This window comes from Agromyces bracchium (assembly GCF_009709675.1).
Lineage (GTDB): Bacteria > Actinomycetota > Actinomycetes > Actinomycetales > Microbacteriaceae > Agromyces > Agromyces bracchium.
Genome location: NZ_WMLB01000006.1, coordinates 293291 through 316627, shown reverse-complemented (window position 1 = coordinate 316627; position 23337 = coordinate 293291). Strand labels below are relative to the sequence as shown.

Sequence of the window (23337 nt, the reverse complement as noted above, 5' to 3'; positions counted from 1 at the left end):
GTCAGCCCTTGCCTGGGTGGACGGCGCCGCACTTCGGGCAGGTGCGGCCCTCTTCGCTCTCGTAGAAGTCGCGGAACACCGGGGGGAGGTCCTCGACGATGTCGCGTACCTGCAGCTCGACCTCGTGCACCTTCGTGTCGCAGTTCGGGCAGAACCAGGCGAACTTCTCGAGGGTGCCCTCCTCGCGGATGCGCTCGATCACGATGCCGATCGATCCGGCCTCCGGGCGCTGCGGGGAGTGGTAGACGTTGCCGGGCAGCAGCCACATCTCGCCCTCGCGGATGTCGATCCGCTGCGGGCCGTCCTCGGTCATGACGTTGACGTGCATGTTCCCGCGGTACTGGTAGAACCACTCCTCGTAGGGGTCGAAGTGGTAGTCGGTGCGCTGGTTCGGGCCGCCGACGACCTGCACGATGAAGTCGCCGATCGGCTCCCAGGCCTGCTTGTTGTTCACCGGCGGCTTCAGCAGGTGCTCGTGCTCGCGGATCCAGGCGGCGAAGTCGATGACGGGCGGGATGGTGGTCACGGTTCCTCCTCGATGGTGGTGCTGGTTCTGGTGGTGGAGCTGATGGGGTTCCGGGCGAGGGCGACGGCCTGGATCTCGATCCGCAGGTGCGGGTGCGGGAGCGCATGCACCGCGACCGTGGTGCGGGCCGGGCCCGTCTCGTCGAAGTACTCCGCCCAGACGGCGTTGTACCCCGCGAAGTCGTTCATATCGACGAGGTAGGCAGTCGCCTGGACGAGATCGTCGAGCGTGCAGCCGGCCTCGGCGAGGATGGCTCGGATGTTCTCGAGGACCGCGCGGGTCTGGACGGCGATGTCGAGCCGGGTCGCGCCGAACTCGTCGGCTTCGGCCCCCGCGATGGTGTTGTCGGGGCGACGGCTGCTCGTGCCCGAGACGAACACGAACTCGCCGGCGCGCCTGGCGTGCGGGAAGCGGCCGCGCGGCGTCGCTCCGCCGCGCACGGTGATCGCCTCGACGGTCATCGCGGCTCCTCCTCGCCGACGTGGACGACGACGCGCCCGAGTCCGCTCACCTCGGCGGCGACGCTGCCGTTCGCGGGCATGGGCACCGCCGCGGTGGCCGCGCCCGCGAGGAGCACCATGCCGCCCCGGAGCTCGAGGCCGTGGTCGCGGGCGAGCCGCCGCGCGGCGGCGACGGCGCGCACCGGGTCGCCGAGGATCGCCGCGGTGGATCCGGTCGCCACGGCGCGACCGTCGATCTCCAGGACGACCGCCCGGTTCTCCAGCGGACCGGCCTCGTCGGCGGCACGCCAGGGCCCGATGGCGAACGCCGAGGCCGACGCGTCGTCGGCGACCACGTCGCCGAGGTCGAACCGGAAGTCGCGGTACCGCGAGTCGATGATCTCGAGCGCCGGGGCCACCGCGACGATCGCGGTGGACGGATCGGCGCCCGGGTCGGCGAAGGTCGGCCCGAGCAGGAAGGCGACCTCGGGTTCGACGCGCGGGTGGATGCCGCGGTCGTCCGGGACGCGGCATCCGTCGTCGATGCGCATCGCATCGGTGAGCGCACCGATGATGACGTCGTCGACGCCCATCTGCCGCGCCTTCTCTCGGCTCGTGAACCCGAGCTTCAGGCCGACGACTCGCTCGCCGCGGGCCGTTCGGCGGGCGATGAGCGACCGTTGGACGGCGTAGGCGGTGTCGAGGTCGAGCGGTCGATCGGCCGAGAACTGGGCGACGGGCGTGCGGCGCCGCTCCGCACGGTCGAGTGCGCGGGCGAGGTCCTCGATCCCGGCCGGGTCGGTCGAGGGGTCGACGGATGCCACGGCGGCGGCGTTCGTGCTCATGCGACGCCCTCCTCGGCTCCGTCGAAGGCGTCGCGCGCGGCGACGAGGTCGAGCGCGACGTCGACGATCATGTCCTCCTGGCCGCCGATCATGCGACGCCGGCCGAGCTCGACGAGGATGTCGCGGGCATCGAGGCCGTGGCGTTCCGCTGCACGTTCGGCGTGCAGCAGGAAGCTCGAATACACGCCGGCGTAGCCGAGCGTGAGCGTCTCGCGGTCCACGCGCACTGGGCGGCGCTGGAGCGGGCGGACCAGGTCTTCTGCAGCATCCTGCAGGGCGAAGAGGTCGCCGCCGTGCGACCAGCCGAGGAGGTCGGCGACCGCCACGAACGCCTCGATCGGGCAGTTGCCGGCACCGGCGCCCTGGCCCGCGAGCGAGGCGTCGACCCGGGTCGCGCCGTGCTCGACCGCGGTGACGCTGTTCGCCACGCTCAGCGACAGGTTCTCGTGCGCGTGGATTCCGATCTCGGTCGCGGGGTCCAGCACCTCGCGGTACGCATCGATGCGATCGGCGACGTCGCGCATCGTGAGGCGTCCGCCCGAGTCCGTGACGTAGACGCAGTCCGCGCCGAACGACTCCATGAGCCGCGCCTGCTCGGCGAGACCGCGCGGATCGTTGAGGTGGCTCATCATCAGGAACCCCGAGACATCCATGCCCTGGTCCTTGGCCCAGCCGATGTGCTGCGCGGCGACGTCCGCCTCGGTGCAGTGGGTCGCCACGCGCACGCTGGTCACGCCGAGGTCGCGCGCCCGCGCGAGGTCGTCGATCGTGCCGATGCCGGGGAGGATCAGCGTGGTCAGCCGCGCTCGCCGCAGCACTGAAGCTGCGGCCTCGATCCACTGCTCGTCTGTGCGGGCGCCATGCCCGTACGCGACGCTCGAGCCGCCGAGCCCGTCGCCGTGCGCGACCTCGATCGCGTCGACGCCGGCCGCCTCCAGCGCCGACGCGATCGCGCGCACCTCGTCGACCGTGTAGCGGTGCGCGATGGCGTGCATGCCGTCGCGCAGGGTGACGTCCTGGAGGTACACCCGCGGTGTCGTCCCGGTCATGCCGGCACCCCCGTCCGCTCGGCGATGAGGCGCTCGGCGGTGCGCAGTGCCGCCGAGGTCATGATGTCGAGGTTCCCCGCGTACTCGGGGAGGTAGTGGCCCGCGCCCGCCACCTCGAGCATGATCGTGATCCGGGTTCCCCGGAACCCCCGCCCGAGGGCGGGGACGTACGGCTCGTCGACCGGGTCGAACTGCACGTCCTGCTTCAGCCGGTAGCCGCCGACGTAGTCCTGCACGTCCGCGACCATCGCCTCGACCGAGCGCCGCACCGCGGGCTCGTCGACCTCGTCGGCGACGAGGCAGTAGACGGTGTCGCGCATGATGAGCGGCGGGTCGGCGGGGTTCAGGACGATGATCGCCTTGCCGCGCTCCGCGCCCCCGATCGCCTCGATCGCCCGCGCGGTGGTCTGCGTGAACTCGTCGATGTTGGCCCGGGTCCCCGGGCCCGCCGACCTCGAGGCGATCGACGCGACGATCTCGGCGTAGGCGACCGGGGCGACCCGCGAGACGGCGGCGACCATCGGGACCGTCGCCTGGCCGCCGCACGTGACCATGTTGACGTTCGTCGCGTGGAGGTGCTCGCCGAGGTTCACGACCGGCACCACGTACGGGCCGATCGCGGCCGGCGTGAGGTCGACCACGAGCCGTCCGCGATCGCGGACCACGGCGTCGTTGCGCGCGTGCGCTGCGGCGGAGGTCGCGTCGAAGACGAGCTCGACATCGGCGAACTCCGGCAGGCGGACGAGCCCGTCGACGCCTTCGTGGGTCGTCGCGACGCCGAGGCGGCGTGCTCGCGCGAGACCGTCCGAATCCGGATCGATGCCCGCCATGGCGACCACGCGGAGGGTCTCCGAGAGTCGCTTCACCTTGATCATGAGGTCGGTGCCGATGTTGCCCGAGCCGATGATCGCGACCGCCGTCGTCATGCTGCTGCTCCTGTCGTTGCGGCGGCGGCCGTCGCCGCGTGCCCGGTGAACTCCGTGCGGACCTCGCCGAGCCCGTCGAGCCGCGCGTGGAAGACCCCCGGGGTCGCGTCGACCATCGGGCCGAGCGCACCCGACAGGACGACCTCGCCCGCGCGGAGCGGGCGGCCGTGCCGGGCGACCGCCCGTGCGAGCCAGGCCACGGCGATGACCGGGCTGCCGAGGCACGCCGAGCCGGCGCCCGTCGAGACCGGCCCGCCGGCGTGGTCGAGGCGCATGCCGACGCCGGCGAGGTCGAGCCCGTCGAGGCGCCGCGGGGTCGTCCCGAGCACGACCGCACCGCTCGAGGCGTTGTCGGCGATCGTGTCGGTGATGCGGATGTCCCACCCCGCGATCCGCGAGTCGACGACCTCGATCGCCGGAAGCACGAACTCGGTGGACCGGATCACGTCGGCGACGTGCGTGGTCGGCGAGTCGAGGTCGCGCCCGAGGACGAACGCCACCTCGGCCTCGACGCGCGGCTGGAGGAACCGGCCGAGGTCGAGCGGTTCGCGGTCGTCGGCGACCATGTCGTCGAGGAGCACCCCGTAGTCGGGCGTGGCGACGCCGAACTGCGCCTGGACGGCGGGCGAGGTCAGGCCGATCTTCCGGCCCACGATGCTGGCGCCCTCGGCGACCCGGCGGGCGATGCCGAGGGACTGGACCGCGTAGGCCGTCTCCTGGTCGTCGTCGCCGATGAGGTCGCGGACCGGCGCGCAGGGGATCCGGGCGCACGCGGCGGCGCGGAGGAGCGTTTCGGCGGCGTGCACCGCATCGACGGCGGCGGCGGTCTGGCCGCGCCTCGGGGTCGTCGTCGCGCTCACAGCTGCACGCACACGTTCGTCGGCTCGGTGTAGAACGCGAGCGAGTGCAGGCCGCCCTCGCGGCCGATGCCGGAGAGCCCCACGCCGCCGAACGGGCTGCGGAGGTCGCGCAGGTACCAGGTGTTCACCCACGACATGCCGACACGCAGGCGCTGGGCGACCCGGTGGCCGCGCGCGAGGTCGGTGGTCCAGGTGACCGCGGCGAGTCCGTAGTCGGTGTCGTTGGCGAGCGCGATGGCTTCCTCCTCGGTGTCGAAGGGGATGACGACCGCGGCCGGCCCGAAGATCTCCTCGCGCACCGTGCGGTTCGCGTTGTCGAGGCCGGTCCAGAGCGTCGGCTCGATCCACGAGCCTGCATCGAGGCCGTCGCCGAGCGTGGGGACGCCTCCGCCGGCCAGCAGTTCGGCACCCTCGCGGATCGCGAGGTCGTAGTACGAGAGCACCTTGTCGCGGTGCGCGGCCGAGATGAGCGGGCCGGTCGTGGTCGCGGGATCCTCGGGGCGGCCGAGCCGTAGGCGCCTGGCGTGGGCGGCGAGGCCGTTGGCGATGTCGTCGAACACGGCGCGCTCGACGTAGATGCGCTCGGTGCAGAGGCACACCTGGCCGGTGTTGAGGTAGGTCGATCGGGCGAGCCCGGCGATCGCCGCGTCGAGGTCGGCGTCCGCGAACACGATCGCGGGGTTCTTGCCGCCGAGCTCGAACGAGACGGGGCGGACGCGGGGGGCGACCGCGCGCATGATGGCCGAGCCCGTGCTCGACTCGCCCGTGAAGGTCACGCCGTCGATGCCGGGGTGGGTGGTGAGGTGCTCGCCGGCCGAGCCCGGCCCGAACCCGTGCACGACGTTGACGACCCCGTCGGGGATCCCGGCCTCGGCGAGGATCTCGGCGAGCAGCGTGGCCGACGACGGGGTCTCCTCCGACGGCTTCACCACGACGGTGTTGCCGGAGGCGAGCGCCGGTGCGAGCTTCCAGGTGAGCAGGAGCAGGGGGAGGTTCCACGGCACGATCACGGCGACGACGCCGAGCGGGGCGCGGACCGCGTAGTTGAGCGCTCGGCGACCGTCGGGGAGTTCGGTGAGGTACGAGTCGAGGCCGGCGGCCGAGGCCGTGTCCGCGAACGAGCGGAAGTTCGCCGCCGCGCGCGCGACGTCGAGGTCGCGGGCGAGCGTCTCGGGCTTGCCGGTATCGCCGACCTCGGCGGCCACGAGCTCCTCGCTGCGGCGTTCGACGACGTCGGCGACCCGGCGGAGCAGCCGGGCGCGTTCGGCGACCGGCATGCGACCCCACGGGCCCTCGAGTGCCGCACGCGCGGCCGCGACCGCGCGGTCGACCTCCCGCGGTCCGGCCTCGTGCACCACGGCGACGAGCGTGCCGTCGACGGGGTCGATCTTCTCGAAGGTGCCCACCCCGTCGACGAACTCGCCGCCGATCACGTTGCGGAGCTCGCGCGGGGTCGGGCTCCGCGTCGGGAGAGGGGCCGTGATCGGTGCCGGCGTCGTCGGGGAGGGCATGCGTTCAGGCTAGGAAGCGCGAACGATGCCGACAAATGCTCTTGTGATGCGCTGCCATGCCCATCCGGCTATAGTCCCGGCCATGGTCACCGATCGACTCCTCGACGGCCGGCTCAAGCTCCGGCACCTCGTGCTCATCATCGCCATCGCCGACGAGGGCACGCTCGTGCGCGCCGCCGAGTCGCTGCACATCACCCAGCCCGTCGTGACCCGCGGCCTCCGCGAGGTCGAGGACCTCCTCGGGGTGCAGCTGTTCGAGCGGATGCCGCGGGGCGTCGCTCCGACGCAGTACGGCGCGCCGTTCATCGAGCGCGCCCGGTCCGTCATCGCCGAGCTCCGCGCGGCCGACGAGGAGGTCCGCCTCCTGCAGACCGGCCAGCTCGGCACGGTGACGGTCGGCACGCACCTCGCCGGTTCCAACCTGCTGCTGCCTCGCGCCATCGCCGCGCTGAAGGCGGAGCATCCACGCCTCACCGTGGTCGTCCGCGAGGGCACGCCCGACATGCTGCAGCAGCTCCTGCTCTCGGGTGACCTCGACCTGACGGTCGGCCGGCTCTCGCCGACCGTGCCCGTGCGACTCGAGCAGGAGCGCCTGCACCAGGAGCCCATCCGGCTCGTGGCTCGTGCGGGACATCCGGTCCATGCGGGTTCGAGGGGCACCTCGCTCGCCGAGCTGCTCGCCTACCCCTGGATCTTCCCCGTCGCGCAGACGGCGCTCCGCGCCGAGCTCGAGGCGGTGTTCTTCCACGAGGGGCTCCCGCTGCCGGCCGATCGGGTGGAGTGCACGTCGATGCTGACGCTGCGGAGCCTCCTCGTGTCGACGGACGTCATCGCCGCGCTGCCGATGTTCATCGCGGTCGACGACCGCGGCGTGAAGCTCCTGCCGACGCCGCTCAGCTCGATCCGCCGGTCGGTCGGCGTCACGCTGCCGAAGGATCGGACGCCCTCTCCGGCGGCCGCCGCGCTCCTCGTGCACCTGCGGGAGGAGGGGGCTCGGCTCGCTGCGCTCGAGCGCGAGTACGCGACGGCGGATGCCGCGCCATCCGGCTGATATGCCCATACGGTCATGGCAACGACCCGTATAGATATTGGACAGCATCGATCCGGCCGATGACGCTGAAGGGGTCGACGCATGGACGCGTCGAACCCGATTCTTCTCCCGACCCTGGAGGCGTCATGGCCGGATCCCCCTACGTAGCCGAAGCGAAGAAGTACCGCCCCGAGGACTTCGAGCGGGTCGTCGGCGAGCCGGCCGACCCCGAGGCCGGGACCTGGGGGATGCAGCCCGACGGGACCTTCCTGCCGCCGGCGCACACGCCGTCGGTGCCGCGCGACGTGTTCGTCGACTGGCCGGGACAGCTGGACTACCGCGACCCCGAGACCTACGCGCTGAACGCGAAGGCCGAGGCGTTCTACCCGATCGTCGTGAACACGAGCCACTCGTGGCAGTGCATCTACGACTGGGAGGGCACGCGCTACATGCTGCACTACGGCGGCGGCAACCACTGGAAGCTCTACGACATCACCGACCCCCGTGACCTGAAGGTCGTCGACGAGGAGCAGTGGGGCTGGGGCGACCCCCGCCCCGAGTTCGGCGCGACCACGGTGCAGTGGAACGAGCGGCTCGGCCGGCACATCGCGATCCAGGCGAGCGAGACCCCGCGGTACTTCCTCAAGGGCCGCGTCGCGAACAAGTGGATCGACGACACCGTCGAGGGGCAGCTGAAGGAGTGGGAGGGCCTCCGCGGGTTCCGCACCTGGCAGATGAACGGCCCGAGCCCGCGCGACTGGACCCTGCTCACCCAGGTCTCGACCGACCCGAACCACGGGCCCGACGAGATCCAGGAGGGCAACGGCGTGCTCGACCTGCCCGTCTACTACGGCGACCGGTACCTCTTCGTGGCCACCGCACCCGACAACACCTTCACCAACCAGCCGTACAAGACGACGCTCTGGGCCGCCGGCCACGCCGCCTACGACGTCTCCGACCCGTCGAAGCCCGAGCTGCTCTCGACCTGGTGGGTGCCCGGCACCCGCGAAGGGGAGGAAGCCGACTCCGAGTACCTCGCCGGCAACGACCGCTGGAACAACCGGACCAGCTGGTTCGGCTCGCGCATGGGCGTGTTCATGCCGCGATCGGTCGAGGCCGGCGGCAGGTACGCCTACGCGGCGCAGGGCGGCCAGGGATTCTTCGTGCTGGATGTCTCCGACCCCTCGAACATCCACCACGTCGGTTGGTGCCGGCTGCCGACGAGCGTCGCCGGCACCGAGGGCGACAACGTCGACACGACCCAGGTCGAGGAGACCGGCTACGTCTACGTGTCGGGCTACCCGATGAACACCGACTGCTACGAGCCCGCCAAGGAGATCTACCAGGTCGACGTCAGCGACCCGACGAGCCCACGCGTCGTGCGCACGCTGCCGCGCCCGCTGCCGCCGGCGGAAGCGAAGTTCACCGACTGGGCGCAGCGCCGCGGCTCGTTCGGCCCGAAGCGCTCGGGGTACTTCACCAACACCGGCACCCCGCACGGCGGCGTGATCCCCTACGCGTTCTACGCCGCGGGCCTGCAGGTCTTCGACGTGCGCGACCCCGAGGACCCGAAGGTGGGCGCCTACTTCGTGCCGCCCATGGGCCTGAAGGACGACGACGACCTCGCCGCCCCCGTCCACGGCATCTTCGTGGAGTGGGATCGCAACCTGATCTGGCTGTTCGCGAACCACGGCATCTACGCGGTCTCGACCCCGTTGCTCGGCGAACCGGTCGTGGGCCTGCCGGGCGCCGACCGCCCCGACGAGACCTGAGCCCAGAGCCATCCGCCTGCGAATGCCGACCATGAACCGGAGCACCAGACCCTGGCCCGCCCTCTGGGCGCTCGTCATCGGGTTCTTCATGATCCTCGTCGACACGACGATCGTGTCGATCGCGTACCCTGCGATCCTCGCCGACCTCGACACCGACCTGACGACGGTGATCTGGGTGACCAGCGCCTACCTGCTCGCCTACGCCGTGCCGCTGCTGATCACGGGCCGGCTCGGCGACCGCTTCGGGCCGAAGCGGGTCTACCTCGTCGGGCTCGTCGTCTTCACGCTCGCGTCGCTCTGGTGCGGGCTGTCCGGTGAGATCGCGATGCTCATCGCGGCGCGCGCCGCGCAGGGCCTCGGCGCCGCGCTGATGACCCCGCAGACGATGGCCGTGATCACCCGGGTCTTCCCGCCGAACCAGCGCGGGGCGGCGATGGGCCTCTGGGGCTCGGTCGCCGGCGTCGCGACGCTCCTCGGCCCGATCCTCGGCGGCGTGCTCGTCGACTCGCTCGGGTGGCAGTGGGTGTTCTTCGTCAACGTGCCCGTCGGGATCATCGCCTTCGTCGCCGCCTGGCGGCTCGTGCCGAGCCTCGAGACGCGCGTGCACCGGTTCGACTGGCTCGGCGTCGTGCTGAGCGCGGTGGGCATGTTCCTCATCGTGTTCGGCGTCCAGGAGGGACCGACCTACGACTGGGGCACGATCGTGGGCCCGGTCACCGTGTGGGGCGTCATCGTTGCCGGCGTGATCGTCATGGCGGGCTTCATCGCGTGGCAGGCGCTCAATCGGGCTGAGCCGCTGCTGCCGCTCGGCCTGTTCCGCGACCGGAACTTCGCGCTCTCGAACGTCGCGATCTCGCTCGTCGGCGTCGCGATGACCGCGATGCCGCTCCCGCTCGCGTTCTTCCTGCAGGTCGCGCTCGGGCTCCCGCCGACCCAGGCGGCGCTCATGCTCGCGCCGATGGCGGTCGTGTCGGGGGTGCTCGCGCCGTTCGTCGGGCGGTTCAGCGACCGCGTCGACCCGAAGTGGGTGGCGGTCGCCGGGTTGTCGACCTCGGCGGTCGCGCTCGGCTGGTACGCCGCCGTCCTCCGACCGGATGCCCCGCTCTGGCTGCTGCTCCTGCCGTCGGCGCTGCTCGGGATCGGCATCTCGGGCGTCTTCGCGCCGCTCGCGTCGACCGCGACCCGGAACCTCGCACGCGAGCACGCCGGCGCCGGCTCGGGCGTGTACACGCTGACCCGGCAGGTCGGGTCGGTGCTCGGCTCCGCGGCGATCGCCGCGCTGATGAGCGTCGCGCTGTCGGCCCAGCTGCCCGGGTTCGACGCCGAGGAGGCGACGCCCGGCGCGGGCGGCGGGCTTCCGGCAGCGGTCGTCGATGGGTTCTCGGTCGCCATGGGCCACTCGCTCCTGCTCGCGGTCGCCGCCTTCGCGCTCTGCGCGGTCGTGGTGCTGTGCTTCGCCAGGCCGAAGGTCACCGTCGGGTGGGGCGAGGGGCCGGATGCCTCGAGCGCCGCGCGCGGCGGAGCATCCGCCGGGCTGGACGCGACCGCCGGCGCCGGCGAATCCGTCCACGCCGAGGCATCCGCTCGCGCCGAAGTCTCGACATCGGGGGCCGAACGCTGATGGCCCCCGCACGTTCCGCCGGGGCGCTCGTCGAAGCAACCTTGGATCCAGAATACAAAGATCGCCGAAGGAGGCCGGCCGTGACCACGACCGCCGACATGACCGAAGCCCGCGGAGGCGGCCGACTCGTCGTCGACGGCCTCGAGAAGCACTACCGCCTCGACGGGGCCGAGGTCCCCGTGGTGAAGGGCGTGAGCTTCACCATCGAGCCAGGCACATTCACCTCGCTCCTCGGGCCCTCCGGCTGCGGCAAGACGACCACGCTCCGTTGCGTCGCGGGCCTCGAGACGAGCGACGGCGGCGTGATCTCGCTCGACGGACGCGTGCTCTCGACCGGAAGCGAGCACGTCTCGCCCGACAAGCGTGACGTCGGCATGGTCTTCCAGAACTACGCGATCTGGCCGCACATGAGCGTCTTCGCCAACGCGGTCTTCCCGCTTCAGGTCTCCGCCGGGAAGCTGCCGAAGAAGCAGGCCAGGCAGCGCGCGATGGAGGCGCTCGAGCTCGTGCAGCTCGACGCGTACGCGCATCGGCCGGCGACCGCGCTCTCCGGCGGCCAGCAGCAGCGACTCGCGCTCGCGCGGGCGCTCGCCCACCGACCGCGGCTGCTGCTGCTCGACGAGCCGCTGAGCAACCTCGACGCGAAGCTGCGCGACACGATGCGCAACGAGCTCCGCAGCCTCCAGCAGCGCCTCGGCATCACGGCGCTCTACGTCACGCACGACCAGTCCGAGGCGCTCTCGATGTCCGACCGCGTCGCCGTCATGAACGGCGGGCGGATCGTGCAGGAGGCCGCCCCGAAGGAGCTGTACTTCGCGCCCGCCGACCGGTTCGTCGCCGACTTCGTCGGGCGGGTGAACCTCATCCCCGCCGTCGTGCGCGATCGCGACGCGAACGGCGACGCCCTGGTCGAGGCGTTCGGGACCAAGCTCGTCACGCCGTGCCCGGCCGGGAGCGGAACCGGGGCCGAGGTCACCGTGACGATCCGTCCCGAGAGCGTGCGCTGGCACGAGGCATCCGTCGACCGACCCAACCTGCTCGCCGCGCGTGTCGCCAGGGTCGAGTTCCTCGGCGAGATCGTCGAGTACGAGGCCGAGATCGTGCACGAGCAGACCACCGTCGGGCGCATCGTCGCCCGCGGCGCCCCCATGGACTCGCCCGCGGAGGGGAGCTCGGTGTTCCTCGAGCTCGCGCCGCAGGCCTGCCGCGTGCTCGCGGCCTAGGCGACCGACCGGCCCCGACCCGCGCCCCCCGCTCCACCCCACCCACCCGCTCCACCGCTCCACCCGCACCATCACCCGTTCCATCGACAGAGAGGCACCAGGGATCATGAACGTTCGTACCTTCCGGGGCGGCACCGTCGCCCTCGCCGCAGCGGGCATGCTGCTGCTCAGCTCCTGCAGTTCGAGTCGGGCCGACGCGCCCGCCGCGCTCGAACCGGCCGGCGACGCGACGACCGGCGCGACCTGCGACGCGGTCGAGATCGGTGCCTTCACCCGGTGCGAGAACTTCTACGAGGACTTCTGGCCCGAGATCGACCGGCAAATGGACGCCCTCTACGAGCAGGCCACGGAGACCGACGGCGGTCGTCTCGTGGTCTGGGACTGGTACGAGCTCGCACCGGAGGTGATCGCGGAGTTCAACGCGCGCTACCCCGACCTCGAGATCGAGACCCGAGGCCTGACCTACAACCTGCCGTCGGCCGTCATCTCGGCCGAGGCCACCGGCGGCCGCAACACCGACGTGCTCTCCGGCTCGCTGCTCTCCGCGGCCGCGATGACCGACGAGGGGTACTGGGACGAGGTCGACTGGACGCAGTTCGGCGTGCCCGAGGAGTTCCTCCAGCTCGGCGCGCCCGAGATGCTGCCCGACAGCATGAACGGCTCGCTCATGCAGGTCAACACCGACCGGATCGAGGCCCCGGCCTCGCTCGACGACCTGCTCGCGCCCGAGTTCGAGGGCACGGTCTCGATCGCGAACTACAACCCGATCGTGTTCTCCGGGTACGGCATGGCCGAGGGCGAGGACGCCATGGTCGAGCTGATCGGCGAGCTGAAGTCGTCCGGCACCCTCCAAGTGCTCGAGGACCAGAACTCGCCGCTCTCGAGCGGTGACGTGCCGATCGCCCTGAACCAGACGCTGTTCAACCCGAACCCGAGCCTCGCGGCACAGCCGTTCGAGCACTCCGGCGTGTTCGCCCAGTTCTCGGGCGTGAACGTCGACGCCGCCAACAAGCCGGGCGCCATGCTCTGGGCGCTCTGGAACGCCTACGACCCGACGTGGCTCGAGCTGCGCATGACCGACGAGCGGTTCGCGACGACCCAGGTGCCCTACCCCGGCCTGCCGTCGTCGCTGTTCGAGCAGGCGACCGGCCTCATGAAGACGAACGCCGACGCGCTGCTGCAGAGCATCGAGAACGGCGCCGAGACCGAGACCGAGGCGACCCGCGACGAGTGGATCGCCCTCACGAACGCTGCCGACGCGGCACTGAACGGATAGCCATGTCCAGGGCGGAACGGGCCACGAGGGCCGGGCGGACCCGGCCGACCACGATGACGGTCGCGACGGTCGTCGCCGGAACGGTGATCTTCCTGCTGCTCGCCATCCCGCTGGCGGTGCAGGTGATCACGGCCTTCCGTGGTCCGTTCCTCCCGTTCGGCGTCTCGTCGGCGCGGTGGTCGGTCGACAACTTCGCGACCCTGTGGGGGCTGCGCGAGGACTTCTGGGCCGTGCTCGGGTCGACCGCGGCGTTCGTGGGCGGGTCGACGGTGCTGTCGCTGCTCATGGCGTTCGGCCTCGCGTGGATCACCGTGCGGACCGACGCGCCGTTCCGGCGGGTGATCTCGCTGCTCGTCATCGTGCCGTTCATCGTGCCGCCGATCGTCAAGGCGCAGGCGTACCTGCTGATGCTCTCGCCCGAGTCGGGCGTGCTGAACCAGCTGATCCACCTCGTGCCCGGCATGGCCGACGTGACGATCGACCCGTACTCGTTCCCCACGATGATCGTCATCCAGTCGCTCACGAACGTGACGTTCCCGTTCCTGATGATCGTGCCGATCCTGACGGGCATGGACGGCTCGCTCGAGGAGTCGGCGCGCGTCTCCGGCGCCGGCTGGGGGCAGACCCTCCGCCGGGTCACCCTTCCGATGCTCTGGCCGGGCCTGCTCGGCGTGACCGTGCTGACGTTCATCCTCGGCCTCGGCAGCCTCGAGGTGCCGCTGCTGTTCGGCCAGGAGTCCGGCAAGTCGATCTTCGCCCTGAAGCTCTGGACGCTGATCAGTGCGGGCGCGGGCGAGCTGCCGCAGTACGGCCTCGCGGCCGCCTGGGGGTGCGTGTTCCTCGTGATCACGACGATCGCGTTCGTGATCTACCTCCGCGCGACGCGCGACGCCGAGCGGCGGGCCTCGATCTCCGGCAAGGGCTTCCGGCCCACCACCATGAAACTGGGCGGATGGCGCATCCCGGTGCTCCTGGCCGTCGTCGTCTTCACCATGCTCACGGCCGTGCTCCCGCTCTTCGCCCTGTTCTGGTCGGCGATCACCCCGTATCCGCTGGCGTTCTCGTTCGAGGCGCTCCGTACGCAGACGCAGTTCGGGGCGTTCGGCGAGGTGCTCGCCGACGGCGAGTTCTGGGCGTCGCTCGGTCGAACGCTCATCATCGCGGGCGGCAGCGCCACGATCGCGTGCGGTGCGGCGACCGTGCTGGCGTACGGGATCGCGCGTGCCCGCGCGACCGGGTGGACGAGGAGCATGGACCTCTTCGCATCGTCGAGCGTCGCCATCCCCGCGGTCATCGCCGGCTTCGCGATGTTCCTGACGTTCATGGTGATCAACCCGGTGATCCCGCTCGCCGGCACCATCGCCGCGCTCGTGATCGCGTACTCGTACCGGGTGTCGATCGCCTACCGCGCCGGGTTCAGCGCGACCCTGCAGATCCGGAAGGAGCTCGAGGAGGCGGCGCTGATCAGCGGCGCGAGCCGGCTCGAGGGGTTCCGGCGCATCGTCGCGCCGCTCCTCGCCCCCACGGTGTTCGCCGTCTGGATCCAGATGTTCATCCTCGGCACGAACGAGTTCACGCTGCCGGCGTTCCTCGCGACGCCCGAGTCGCGTCCGCTCTCCGTGTACATGTACGCGATGATCAACCCGCGCTCGGCGCAGCTCTACGCGCCCGACCAGGGGGCGGCCATGGCCCTCATCTTCACGCTCCTCGTCTTCGCGATCGGCTACGGCCTGCAGTGGCTCGTGTCGCTCCGCGCGATCGGGCGCGCATCGCGCCGCGGGCGGGTCGTCGCGAGCGCGACCGATGCGCTGGGCGCCGCGGCCGCGGCCGTCGAGGCGACGGATGACCCGGATGCCACTGACACGCGTTCCGTCGCGACGGAGCAGGTGCGGGAGCTGTCGCGCCGCTGACCTCCCGGCGACACCGATTTGTACGGCGTGGCACGTCCACCCCCTTCCGATGTACATCTGGGAGGGGGTGGCATCCGTTTCGGGCTGCCTACCATTGCCCGACATCGCCACCGTCGTCACCGCATCGGAGCACCCCATGACCATCGTCGAACCCACGGCCACCACCGTCGGCGGCCCCGCCCTCCCGCAGGAGCGCCGCCTCGTCACCAGCATCCCGGGCCCGCGCTCGCAGGAGCTCATCGCCCGCAAGGCGCAGGCCGTCGCGAAGGGCGTCGGGCACACCATCCCCGTCTCGGTCGTCGCGGCCGGCGGCGGCGTCATCGTCGACGCCGACGGCAACTCGATCATCGACCTCGGCTCGGGCATCGCCGTGACGGGCGTCGGCAACTCGAACCCCCGCGTCGTCGACGCGGTGAAGGCCCAGCTCGACGCGTTCACCCACACGTGCTTCACCGTCGCGCCCTACGAGGGCTACGTCGCCGTCGCCGAGAAGCTCAACGGGCTCACCCCCGGCGACCACGAGAAGCGCACCGCGCTCTTCAACTCCGGCGCGGAAGCCGTCGAGAACGCGATCAAGGTCGCACGTCACCACACGAAGAAGATGGCCGTCGTCGCCTTCGACCACGCCTACCACGGCCGCACCAACCTCACGATGGGGCTCACCGCCAAGAACATCCCGTACAAGAACGGCTTCGGCCCGTTCGCGCCCGAGGTGTACCGCGCCCCGCTCAGCTACCCCTTCCGCGACGGCGGCCTGTCGGGTGCCGAGGCCGCGGCCCGCGCCATCACGCAGATCGAGAAGCAGATCGGCGCCGAGAACCTCGCCGCGATCATCATCGAGCCCATCCAGGGCGAGGGCGGCTTCATCGTGCCCGCACCCGGCTTCCTGCCGGCGCTCGTCGAGTGGGCGAACGCGAACGACGTCGTCTTCATCGCCGACGAGGTGCAGACCGGCTTCGCCCGCACCGGCGCCTGGTTCGCGAGCGAGCACGAGGGCATCGTGCCCGACGTGATCGTCACCGCGAAGGGCATTGCCGGCGGCCTGCCGCTCTCGGCCGTCACCGGCCGCGCCGACATCATGGACTCCGCCATGGCCGGCGGCCTCGGCGGCACCTACGCGGGCAGCCCGCTCGCCTGCGCCGCGGCGCTCGCCGCGATCGAGTCGTACGAGGAGGACGGCCTCATCGAGCGCGCCAAGCAGATCGGCTCGGTGCTCATCGGCCGCCTGAACGCGCTCCGCACCGCCGACCCGCGCATCGGCGACGTCCGCGGCCGCGGCGCCATGGTCGCCGTCGAACTCGTCGACCCCGCCACCGGCGCGCCCGATGCGGCGCTCACGTCGAAGGTCGCCGCGTACGCCCACGCCAACGGCGTGCTCGTCCTCACGTGCGGCACCTACGGCAACGTCATCCGCTTCCTCCCGCCGCTCACCATCTCGGACGAGCTGCTCGTCGAGGGCCTCGAGGTCGTCGCGGAAGGGCTGCGCAGCGCATGAACCCCGTGACGGCGACGACGGCGTCGCCCGTGATCCTCGCGGACGCGGCATCCGTGCCCGTGAACCCGGTCGCCGACGCCGAGCCGACCCCGCTCGTCGACGCCCGCGCCCAGCTGGCCGAGGCGATCGAGCTGCTCGGCTACGGCGATGGCCTGCACCGCATGCTCGCGACCCCGCGTCGCGAGATGGCGGTCGCGGTGCCGCTGCGCCGCGACTCCGGTGAGACCGAGGTGTACCTCGGCTACCGCGTGCAGCACAACTTCAGCCGCGGCCCCGCCAAGGGCGGCCTCCGCTACGCGCCGAACGTGAACCTCGACGAGGTGCGCGCGCTCGCGATGTGGATGACCTGGAAGTGCGCCCTGCTCGACGTGCCGTACGGCGGCGCGAAGGGCGGCATCGCGATCGACCCGCGCGACCACTCGGTCGGCGAGCTCGAGCGCGTCACCCGCCGCTACACGAGCGAGATCCTGCCGATCATCGGGCCGGAGCGCGACATCCCCGCGCCCGACATCGGCACCGACGAGCGCACCATGGCGTGGATGATGGACACCTACTCGGTGAACTCCGGGTACACCGTGCCCGGCATCGTCACGGGCAAGCCCATCGCGCTCGGCGGTTCGCTCGGCCGGGCGTCGGCCACCTCGCGCGGCGTGACGCACATCGCGCTCGCCGCGCTGCGCCACGCCGGCATCGAGCCCGGTCGTGCGACCGCGGCCGTGCAGGGCTTCGGCAAGGTCGGTGCGGATGCCGCGCGGTTCCTCGCCGAGGGCGGCGTGCGCGTCACGGCGGTCAGCGACCAATACGGTGCGATCCGCAACGACGCCGGTCTCGACATCGAGGCGCTCTCCGACCACGTGCGCGCCACCGGCTCGGTCGTCGGCTTCGCCGGCGGCGACGAACTCGACCGCGACGCCGTGCTGACCCAGGACGTCGACCTGCTCGTCCCGGCCGCGGTCGAGGGCGTGCTGCACGGCGGCAACGCCGCGGACGTGCTCGCGAAGGTCGTCGTCGAGGGCGCGAACGGCCCCACCACCCCGGCCGCCGACGCCATCCTCCGGGAGCGCGGCGTGCTGGTCGTCCCCGACATCCTCGCCAACGCGGGCGGTGTCATCGTCTCGTACTTCGAGTGGGTCCAGGCCAACCAGGCGTACTGGTGGCGGGTCGACGAAGTCGAGAGCAGACTGGAGGAGCGGATGCTGAACGCCTGGCGTCATGTCCTCGGCTACGCCGAGGCCCGCGACCTCTCGCTCCGCACCGCCGCCACGGCTCTGGCCGTCGAGCGTGTCGCCGAGGCCCACCGCCTCCGCGGCCTCTACCCGTGATCGCGCGCCACCAGCGCACACCGAACGAACGGACACTCCGAGCATGACCACTGCAACGCAGGAATCCGCACTCCTCGACCAGGTCGCCGACGGCCTGTACATCGGCGGCGAGTGGGTCGCCGCCGAGGGCGGGAAGACCTTCGAGGTCCGCGACCCGGCCACGGGCGACGTGATCAAGACCATCGCCGACGCCTCGGCCGCCGACGGCATCCGCGCGCTCGACGCGGCCGTCGCCGCGCAGGACGCGTGGGCCGCGACCGCGCCGCGCGAGCGCGGCGAGATCCTCCGCCGCGCCTTCGACACGCTCATGGACCGGGCCGACGACTTCGCCCTCCTCATGACGCTCGAGATGGGCAAGCCGCTCGCCGAGGCGCGCGGCGAGGTCAAGTACGGCGGCGAGTTCCTCCGCTGGTTCAGCGAGGAGGCCGTGCGCATCACCGGCCGCTACGGCTGGAACCCCGAGGGCACCGGCCGCATCGTGGTCGCGCAGCGCCCCGTCGGCCCGTCGTACTTCATCACGCCGTGGAACTTCCCGCTCGCGATGGCGACCCGCAAGATCGCCCCGGCGCTCGCCGCGGGCTGCACCGTGGTCGTCAAGCCCGCCGCGCTCACGCCGCTCACGACCATCGCGTTCGTGCAGCTGCTCGAGGAGGTCGGGCTGCCGAAGGGCGTCGTGAACGTCGTCACCACCACGAGCTCGTCGAAGGTCTCGGCCCCGATCATCGCCGACCCGCGCCTCCGCAAGCTCTCGTTCACCGGCTCGACCGAGGTCGGCCGCAAGCTCATCGAGCAGTCCGCCCAGGGCATCCTCCGCACCTCGATGGAGCTCGGCGGCAATGCCCCGTTCGTCGTGTTCGAGGACGCCGACCTGGACAAGGCGGTCGAGGGCGCGATGGTCGCGAAGTTCCGCAACATCGGCCAGGCGTGCACGGCGGCGAACCGCTTCATCGTGCACGAGTCGGTCGCGGCCGAGTTCGCGCGCCGCGTGACCGAGCGCGTCTCGGGCATGAGCGTCGGCCGCGGCACCGAGGACGGCGTGCACATCGGCCCGCTCATCGACGACGACGCGGTCGCGTCGACGCACGAGCTCGTGACCGACGCGGTCTCGAAGGGCGCGACGGTCCTCGCCGGCGGTTCGGCGATCGACGGCGCGGGCTCGTTCTACGCGCCGACCGTGCTCGGCGACGTGACCTCCGACGCGCGCCTGCTCCGCGAGGAGATCTTCGGACCGGTGCTCGGCATCACGACGTTCGCCGACGAGGACGAGGCCGTGCGCCTCGCCAACTCGACGGAGTACGGCCTCATCTCCTACGTGTTCACGCAGGACCTCGCCCGCGGCCACCGCATGATCGACCGCCTCGACACCGGCATGATGGGCCTCAACACGGGCCTCGTCTCGAACGCGGCCGCCCCCTTCGGCGGCGTCAAGCAGTCGGGCATCGGCCGCGAGGGCGGCTTCGAGGGCATCCACGAGTTCCTCGACACGAAGTACACCCTGATCCCGGCCTGAGACCGGATCGTGCTGGTGATCGAGTAGCGGCGCAGCCGCGTATCGAGATCTCGGTACGGCCCTCCGGGCCTACTCGATCACCGGCGTGCACAGAAAGCAGACCAGAACCATGCAACGCATCGAGACCGACGTCGTCATCGTCGGCGCAGGCGCCTCCGGCCTCACGGCCGCGACCGAGCTCGTGAAGGCCGGGCGCGACGTCGTCGTGCTCGAGGCCCGCGACCGCGTCGGCGGTCGCCTCTGGACCGGCGACGTCGACGGCGCCATGCTCGAGATCGGCGGCCAGTGGGTCTCGCCCGACCAGGACGCGCTCATCGAGACGCTCGACGAGCTCGGGCTCGAGACGTACGAGCGCTACCGCGAGGGCAGGAACGTCTACATTGCGGAGGACGGCGAGCGCCGCCTCTTCGAGGGAGAGATCTTCCCGGTGCCCGCGCAGACCGAGGGCGAGATCGTCGGCCTCATCGAGAAGCTCGACCAGCTCGTCGCCGAGATCGACCCCGAGGCGCCGTGGGCGCACCCGCGCGCCAAGGAGCTCGACGAGATCTCGTTCGCCGAGTGGCTCGGCACGCAGACCGACGACGAGGAGGCGAAGCTCAACATCGGCATGTTCATCGCCGGTGCGATGCTCACCAAGCCGACCCACGCGTTCTCGGCCCTGCAGGCGCTGCTCATGGCGGCATCCGCTGGCTCGTTCTCGAACCTCGTCGACGCCGACTTCATCCTCGACAAGCGCGTCGTCGGCGGCCTCCAGCAGGTGCCGATCCGCCTCGCCGAGCGCCTCGGCGACGCGGTGAAGCTCGGCCAGCCGGTGCGCACCATCCGCTGGAACCCCGAGGCGCCCGAGGCGGGCGTCACGGTGATCAGCGACTCGTTCGAGGTCCACGCGCAGCAGGTCGTGCTCGCGCTCGCGCCGATCCTCTACGACCGCATCTCGTACGAGCCGCCGCTGCCGCGCCTCCAGCACCAGATGCACCAGCACGTGTCGATGGGCTTCGTCATCAAGGTGCACGCCGTCTACGAGACGCCGTTCTGGCGCGAGCAGGGGCTCTCGGGCACCGCGTTCAGCCCGTACGAGCTCTCGCACGAGGCGTACGACAACACCAACCACGGCGACACCCGCGGGACGCTCGTCGGCTTCGTCTCCGACGAGGCGGCCGACGAGGTCTTCCGCCTCAGCGCCGAGGAGCGCAGGGAGCGCATCCTCGAGTCGCTCTCGCACTACTACGGCGAGCAGGCGAAGCACCCGGTCGTCTACTACGAGTCCGACTGGGGCTCGGAGGAGTGGACCCGCGGCGCGTACGCCGCGAGCTTCGACATGGGCGGCCTCGCGCGCTACGGCGCCGACCTCCGCACGCCCGTCGGCCCGATCCGCTTCGCCTGCTCCGACATGGCGGGCAAGGGCTACCAGCACGTCGACGGCGCCATCCGCATGGGCCGGCTCGTCGCGTCGCAGGCGCTCGAGGCCCTCGAGACGCGCGGGGCACTCGCGTGACCGCGACCAGCATCCTCGTCGGGTACACCGCGAACGCCGCGGGCGCCGACGCGCTCGCCGTCGCGAGCCGCCTCGCGGCGGCGGCCGACGCGCCGCTCGAGGTCGTCATGGTCCTGCCGTCCGAGGCCGGCAACTCCAGCGTCCCGGCGGACGCCGGCTACGAGCGGTACCTGCGCGCGCAGTCGCGCGAGTGGCTCGAGGAGGCGTCCAAGCACCTGGGGGCGGATGTCGCGTCGAAGCTGCACCTCCGCTACGCCGAGTCGTTCGCCGAGGGCCTCATCGAGGCCGCGCACGAGTTCGACGCGCGCCTCATCGTGATCGGCACCGCCCGCGGCGGCCTCCTCGGCCGCTCGCGCATCGGCTCGGTCGCGAACGAGCTGCTGCACTCCTCCGACGTGCCCGTGCTCCTCGCACCGTCCGGGTCCCGCGAGGTGCCCGCATCGCAGGGCATCACGCGCATCACGGCCGCGGTCGGCACGCGCCCGGGCGCCGACGCCCTGCTCGAGTCGGCCATCCGACTCGCACGCGCGACGCACGCGCCGCTGCGCCTGCTCTCGCTCGTGCCCATCGACCTTCCCGCCGGCCTCGACGCCGACCTCGCCGCGCTCACCAGCTCGGTGCACGCCGAGGAGGTGCTCGACGAGGCCCGCCAGGCCCTTCCGGACGGCATCGAGGCGACCGTCGAGACCGCGACGGGCGAGACCATCGAGCATGCGGTCCGCGCGCTCGACTGGCACCAGGGCGAGCTCGTGCTCGTCGGCTCGAGCCGCCTCGCGGCGCCGCGCCACCTGTTCCTGGGTTCGACCGCGGCGAAGATGCTGCGCGAGCTCCCGGCACCGATGATCGTGGTGCCGCGCACCACCCGCTCCTGAAAGACGCTGCAATGTCGCAACACTCGCCTGACCAGGCCCCGCTCACCGAGGCGACCCGCGCGGTCGACTCGTCCGAGCACGGCATCACCAAGAAGGGCCTGTCGGCCGGATCCGTCGGCCTCATCGGCGCGATCGTCATCGGCATCTCGTGCATCGCTCCGGCGTACACGCTCACCGCCGCGCTCGGCCCGACCGTGTCCGAGGTCGGCACGCAGGTCCCCGCGATCATCCTGCTCGGGTTCATCCCGATGCTGCTCGTCGCGTTCGGCTACCGCGAACTCAACCGCCGCATGCCCGACTCGGGAACGTCGTTCACCTGGGCGACGCGCGCCTTCGGCCCGTGGATCGGGTGGATGGCGGGCTGGGGCCTCGTCGCGGCGACGATCCTGGTGCTCTCGAACCTCGCCGGCATCGCGGTCGACTTCCTCTTCCTGCTCATCTCGCAGGTCGTGGGCAACCCCGAGATCGCCGACATCGCGGCGAACCCGTTCGTCAACGTCGTCGTGTGCCTGCTCTTCATGCTCGGCGCGACGATGATCTCGTACCGCGACATGCGCACCACGCAGAAGCTGCAGTACTGGCTCGTCGGCTTCCAGGTCGCCGTGCTCGTGCTGTTCTCGGTCGCGGCGCTCGTCGAGGTCGCGAACGGCAACGCGTTCGACGCGACGCCGATCGAGCTCAGCTGGTTCAACCCGTTCGCGGTGAGCGACTTCAGCGCCCTCGCGGCGGGCCTGTCGCTGTCGATCTTCATCTTCTGGGGCTGGGACGTCACCCTGACGATGAACGAGGAGACCAAGGGTGCCGAGAAGACGCCGGGTCGCGCGGCGACCCTCTCGGTGCTCATCATCGTCACGCTCTACCTGCTCATCTCGGTCTCGCTGATCTCGTTCGCGGGCGTCGGCACCGGCGAGTTCGGCCTCGGCAACCCCGACATCCAGGACAACGTGTTCTTCGCGCTCGCGGGGCCGATCCTCGGCCCGCTCGCGGTGCTCGTCTCGCTCGCGGTGCTCACGAGCTCGGCATCGTCGCTCCAGTCGACCTTCGTGTCGCCCGCGCGCACGCTCCTCGCGATGGGCCACTACGGTGCCCTGCCGCCGAAGTTCGCACAGGTCAGCCCGCGCTTCTTCACGCCCGGCTACGCGACGATCGTCTCGGCGGTCGTGGCATCCGTCTTCTACGCGGTCATGCGCTTCGTGAGCGAGAACGTCCTGTGGGACACGATCACCGCGCTCGGCATGATGATCTGCTTCTACTACGGCATCACGGCCTTCGCCGCGGTGTGGTTCTTCCGGAAGACGTGGTTCCGCTCGGTGCGCGAGTTCTTCTTCACGCTGCTGTTCCCGCTCGTGGGCGGCGTCATCCTGTCGGTGCTCTTCGTGACGACGCTCGTCGACAGCATGGACCCCGACTACGGCAGCGGCTCGAACATCGGCGGCGTCGGCCTCGTGTTCATCCTCGGCATGGTCGTGCTGCTCACGGGCGTCGTGATCATGATCTGGCAGGCGATCAAGCGCCCGGCGTTCTTCCGCGGCGAGGTGCTCTCGCGGGCGTCCGCCGACTGAGCCCGTGCGGGGCCGGTGTGCTCACCGTGCCGGCCCCCACGTAATGCGAACCGCCCCGCCGGCGACACCCGGCGGGGCGGTTCGGCGTTCCC

Annotated in this window: 19 protein-coding genes; 12 read left to right on the top strand and 7 right to left on the bottom strand. The window is 71.4% G+C overall.

Translation table 11 applies throughout. The features are described 5' to 3' along the window. Nucleotide 1 precedes the first annotated feature (1 nt). The 7 genes from GJ743_RS02705 to GJ743_RS02675 are packed head-to-tail and all read right to left on the bottom strand — an operon-like array spanning nucleotide 2 to nucleotide 6157. Nucleotides 2–526 carry a 3-hydroxyanthranilate 3,4-dioxygenase gene (locus GJ743_RS02705; protein WP_328288721.1) on the bottom strand — a complete coding sequence of 175 codons (525 nt, stop codon included), beginning with the start codon at nucleotides 524–526 and terminating at the stop codon, nucleotides 2–4. Further along, the gene (locus GJ743_RS02700) at nucleotides 523–987 is read right to left on the bottom strand and encodes a RidA family protein (protein ID WP_155050355.1); all 465 of its coding nucleotides are present in this window, start codon (nucleotides 985–987) and stop codon (nucleotides 523–525) included. The genes GJ743_RS02705 and GJ743_RS02700 overlap by 4 nt, the downstream gene beginning before the upstream one ends. Then, nucleotides 984–1811 (bottom strand): 2-keto-4-pentenoate hydratase, encoded by an 828-nt coding sequence (locus GJ743_RS02695; RefSeq protein ID WP_155050354.1) that lies wholly within the window; start codon nucleotides 1809–1811, stop codon nucleotides 984–986. The genes GJ743_RS02700 and GJ743_RS02695 overlap by 4 nt, the downstream gene beginning before the upstream one ends. Beyond that, nucleotides 1808–2860 carry a 4-hydroxy-2-oxovalerate aldolase gene (gene dmpG, locus GJ743_RS02690; RefSeq protein ID WP_155050353.1) on the bottom strand — a complete coding sequence of 351 codons (1053 nt, stop codon included), beginning with the start codon at nucleotides 2858–2860 and terminating at the stop codon, nucleotides 1808–1810. The genes GJ743_RS02695 and dmpG overlap by 4 nt, the downstream gene beginning before the upstream one ends. Then, a complete protein-coding gene (locus tag GJ743_RS02685; protein ID WP_155050352.1) occupies nucleotides 2857–3786 on the bottom strand; it encodes an acetaldehyde dehydrogenase (acetylating) in 930 nt (309 codons plus the stop codon). Before GJ743_RS02685 ends, dmpG begins: the two co-directional genes overlap by 4 nt. Then, on the bottom strand, nucleotides 3783–4646 hold the full coding sequence (locus tag GJ743_RS02680; protein ID WP_230386347.1) for a 2-keto-4-pentenoate hydratase: 864 nt from the start codon (nucleotides 4644–4646) through the stop codon (nucleotides 3783–3785). The genes GJ743_RS02685 and GJ743_RS02680 overlap by 4 nt, the downstream gene beginning before the upstream one ends. Next, nucleotides 4643–6157, bottom strand: a complete 1515-nt coding sequence (locus tag GJ743_RS02675; protein ID WP_155050351.1) for a 2-hydroxymuconic semialdehyde dehydrogenase — start codon at nucleotides 6155–6157, stop codon at nucleotides 4643–4645. The genes GJ743_RS02680 and GJ743_RS02675 overlap by 4 nt, the downstream gene beginning before the upstream one ends. An 82-nt stretch (nucleotides 6158–6239) precedes the next feature. Between GJ743_RS02675 and GJ743_RS02670 the strand changes: the two genes are divergently transcribed. From GJ743_RS02670 to GJ743_RS02615, 12 genes are all read left to right on the top strand, one after another. Then, nucleotides 6240–7208, top strand: a complete 969-nt coding sequence (locus GJ743_RS02670; protein ID WP_155050350.1) for a LysR substrate-binding domain-containing protein — start codon at nucleotides 6240–6242, stop codon at nucleotides 7206–7208. Nucleotides 7209–7333: 125 nt separating this feature from the next. Then, complete coding sequence (locus GJ743_RS02665; RefSeq protein WP_196216883.1) at nucleotides 7334–8959, top strand: LVIVD repeat-containing protein; 1626 nt, start codon at nucleotides 7334–7336, stop codon at nucleotides 8957–8959. 31 nt (nucleotides 8960–8990) lie between these two features. Then, complete coding sequence (locus tag GJ743_RS02660; protein WP_155050348.1) at nucleotides 8991–10580, top strand: DHA2 family efflux MFS transporter permease subunit; 1590 nt, start codon at nucleotides 8991–8993, stop codon at nucleotides 10578–10580. 80 nt (nucleotides 10581–10660) lie between these two features. Next, entirely contained in the window at nucleotides 10661–11803 is a 1143-nt protein-coding gene (locus tag GJ743_RS02655) for an ABC transporter ATP-binding protein (RefSeq protein ID WP_328288720.1), read from the top strand. 106 nt (nucleotides 11804–11909) lie between these two features. Beyond that, complete coding sequence (locus tag GJ743_RS02650) at nucleotides 11910–13079, top strand: type 2 periplasmic-binding domain-containing protein (protein WP_155050346.1); 1170 nt, start codon at nucleotides 11910–11912, stop codon at nucleotides 13077–13079. A gap of 2 nt (nucleotides 13080–13081) precedes the next feature. Further along, the gene (locus GJ743_RS02645; protein WP_155050345.1) at nucleotides 13082–14989 is read left to right on the top strand and encodes an ABC transporter permease; all 1908 of its coding nucleotides are present in this window, start codon (nucleotides 13082–13084) and stop codon (nucleotides 14987–14989) included. A gap of 136 nt (nucleotides 14990–15125) precedes the next feature. After that, on the top strand, nucleotides 15126–16484 hold the full coding sequence (gene gabT, locus GJ743_RS02640) for a 4-aminobutyrate--2-oxoglutarate transaminase (RefSeq protein ID WP_155050344.1): 1359 nt from the start codon (nucleotides 15126–15128) through the stop codon (nucleotides 16482–16484). Next, on the top strand, nucleotides 16481–17806 hold the full coding sequence (locus GJ743_RS02635) for a Glu/Leu/Phe/Val family dehydrogenase (protein ID WP_155050343.1): 1326 nt from the start codon (nucleotides 16481–16483) through the stop codon (nucleotides 17804–17806). Before gabT ends, GJ743_RS02635 begins: the two co-directional genes overlap by 4 nt. Before the next feature lie 43 nt (nucleotides 17807–17849). Further along, nucleotides 17850–19316 carry an NAD-dependent succinate-semialdehyde dehydrogenase gene (locus tag GJ743_RS02630; protein WP_155050342.1) on the top strand — a complete coding sequence of 489 codons (1467 nt, stop codon included), beginning with the start codon at nucleotides 17850–17852 and terminating at the stop codon, nucleotides 19314–19316. 109 nt (nucleotides 19317–19425) lie between these two features. Next, nucleotides 19426–20811, top strand: a complete 1386-nt coding sequence (locus tag GJ743_RS02625; protein WP_155050341.1) for a flavin monoamine oxidase family protein — start codon at nucleotides 19426–19428, stop codon at nucleotides 20809–20811. Continuing rightward, nucleotides 20808–21683: a universal stress protein gene (locus GJ743_RS02620; RefSeq protein ID WP_328288718.1), complete on the top strand. Its 876-nt coding sequence runs from the start codon at nucleotides 20808–20810 to the stop codon at nucleotides 21681–21683. The genes GJ743_RS02625 and GJ743_RS02620 overlap by 4 nt, the downstream gene beginning before the upstream one ends. A gap of 11 nt (nucleotides 21684–21694) precedes the next feature. Beyond that, entirely contained in the window at nucleotides 21695–23245 is a 1551-nt protein-coding gene (locus GJ743_RS02615) for an APC family permease (protein WP_155050340.1), read from the top strand. Nucleotides 23246–23337: the final 92 nt, after the last annotated feature.

What these genes read in the sequence shown, in the direction of transcription:
- GJ743_RS02700 (WP_155050355.1), bottom strand. Translation starts at nt 987, where the DNA reads ATGACCGTCGAGGCGATCACCGTGCGCGGCGGAGCGACGCCGCGCGGC.
- GJ743_RS02695 (WP_155050354.1), bottom strand. Translation starts at nt 1,811, where the DNA reads ATGAGCACGAACGCCGCCGCCGTGGCATCCGTCGACCCCTCGACCGAC.
- dmpG (WP_155050353.1), bottom strand. Translation starts at nt 2,860, where the DNA reads ATGACCGGGACGACACCGCGGGTGTACCTCCAGGACGTCACCCTGCGC.
- GJ743_RS02685 (WP_155050352.1), bottom strand. Translation starts at nt 3,786, where the DNA reads ATGACGACGGCGGTCGCGATCATCGGCTCGGGCAACATCGGCACCGAC.
- GJ743_RS02675 (WP_155050351.1), bottom strand. Translation starts at nt 6,157, where the DNA reads ATGCCCTCCCCGACGACGCCGGCACCGATCACGGCCCCTCTCCCGACG.
- GJ743_RS02670 (WP_155050350.1), top strand. Translation starts at nt 6,240, where the DNA reads ATGGTCACCGATCGACTCCTCGACGGCCGGCTCAAGCTCCGGCACCTC.
- GJ743_RS02665 (WP_196216883.1), top strand. Translation starts at nt 7,334, where the DNA reads ATGGCCGGATCCCCCTACGTAGCCGAAGCGAAGAAGTACCGCCCCGAG.
- GJ743_RS02660 (WP_155050348.1), top strand. Translation starts at nt 8,991, where the DNA reads ATGAACCGGAGCACCAGACCCTGGCCCGCCCTCTGGGCGCTCGTCATC.
- GJ743_RS02650 (WP_155050346.1), top strand. Translation starts at nt 11,910, where the DNA reads ATGAACGTTCGTACCTTCCGGGGCGGCACCGTCGCCCTCGCCGCAGCG.
- GJ743_RS02645 (WP_155050345.1), top strand. Translation starts at nt 13,082, where the DNA reads ATGTCCAGGGCGGAACGGGCCACGAGGGCCGGGCGGACCCGGCCGACC.
- gabT (WP_155050344.1), top strand. Translation starts at nt 15,126, where the DNA reads ATGACCATCGTCGAACCCACGGCCACCACCGTCGGCGGCCCCGCCCTC.
- GJ743_RS02635 (WP_155050343.1), top strand. Translation starts at nt 16,481, where the DNA reads ATGAACCCCGTGACGGCGACGACGGCGTCGCCCGTGATCCTCGCGGAC.
- GJ743_RS02630 (WP_155050342.1), top strand. Translation starts at nt 17,850, where the DNA reads ATGACCACTGCAACGCAGGAATCCGCACTCCTCGACCAGGTCGCCGAC.
- GJ743_RS02625 (WP_155050341.1), top strand. Translation starts at nt 19,426, where the DNA reads ATGCAACGCATCGAGACCGACGTCGTCATCGTCGGCGCAGGCGCCTCC.
- GJ743_RS02615 (WP_155050340.1), top strand. Translation starts at nt 21,695, where the DNA reads ATGTCGCAACACTCGCCTGACCAGGCCCCGCTCACCGAGGCGACCCGC.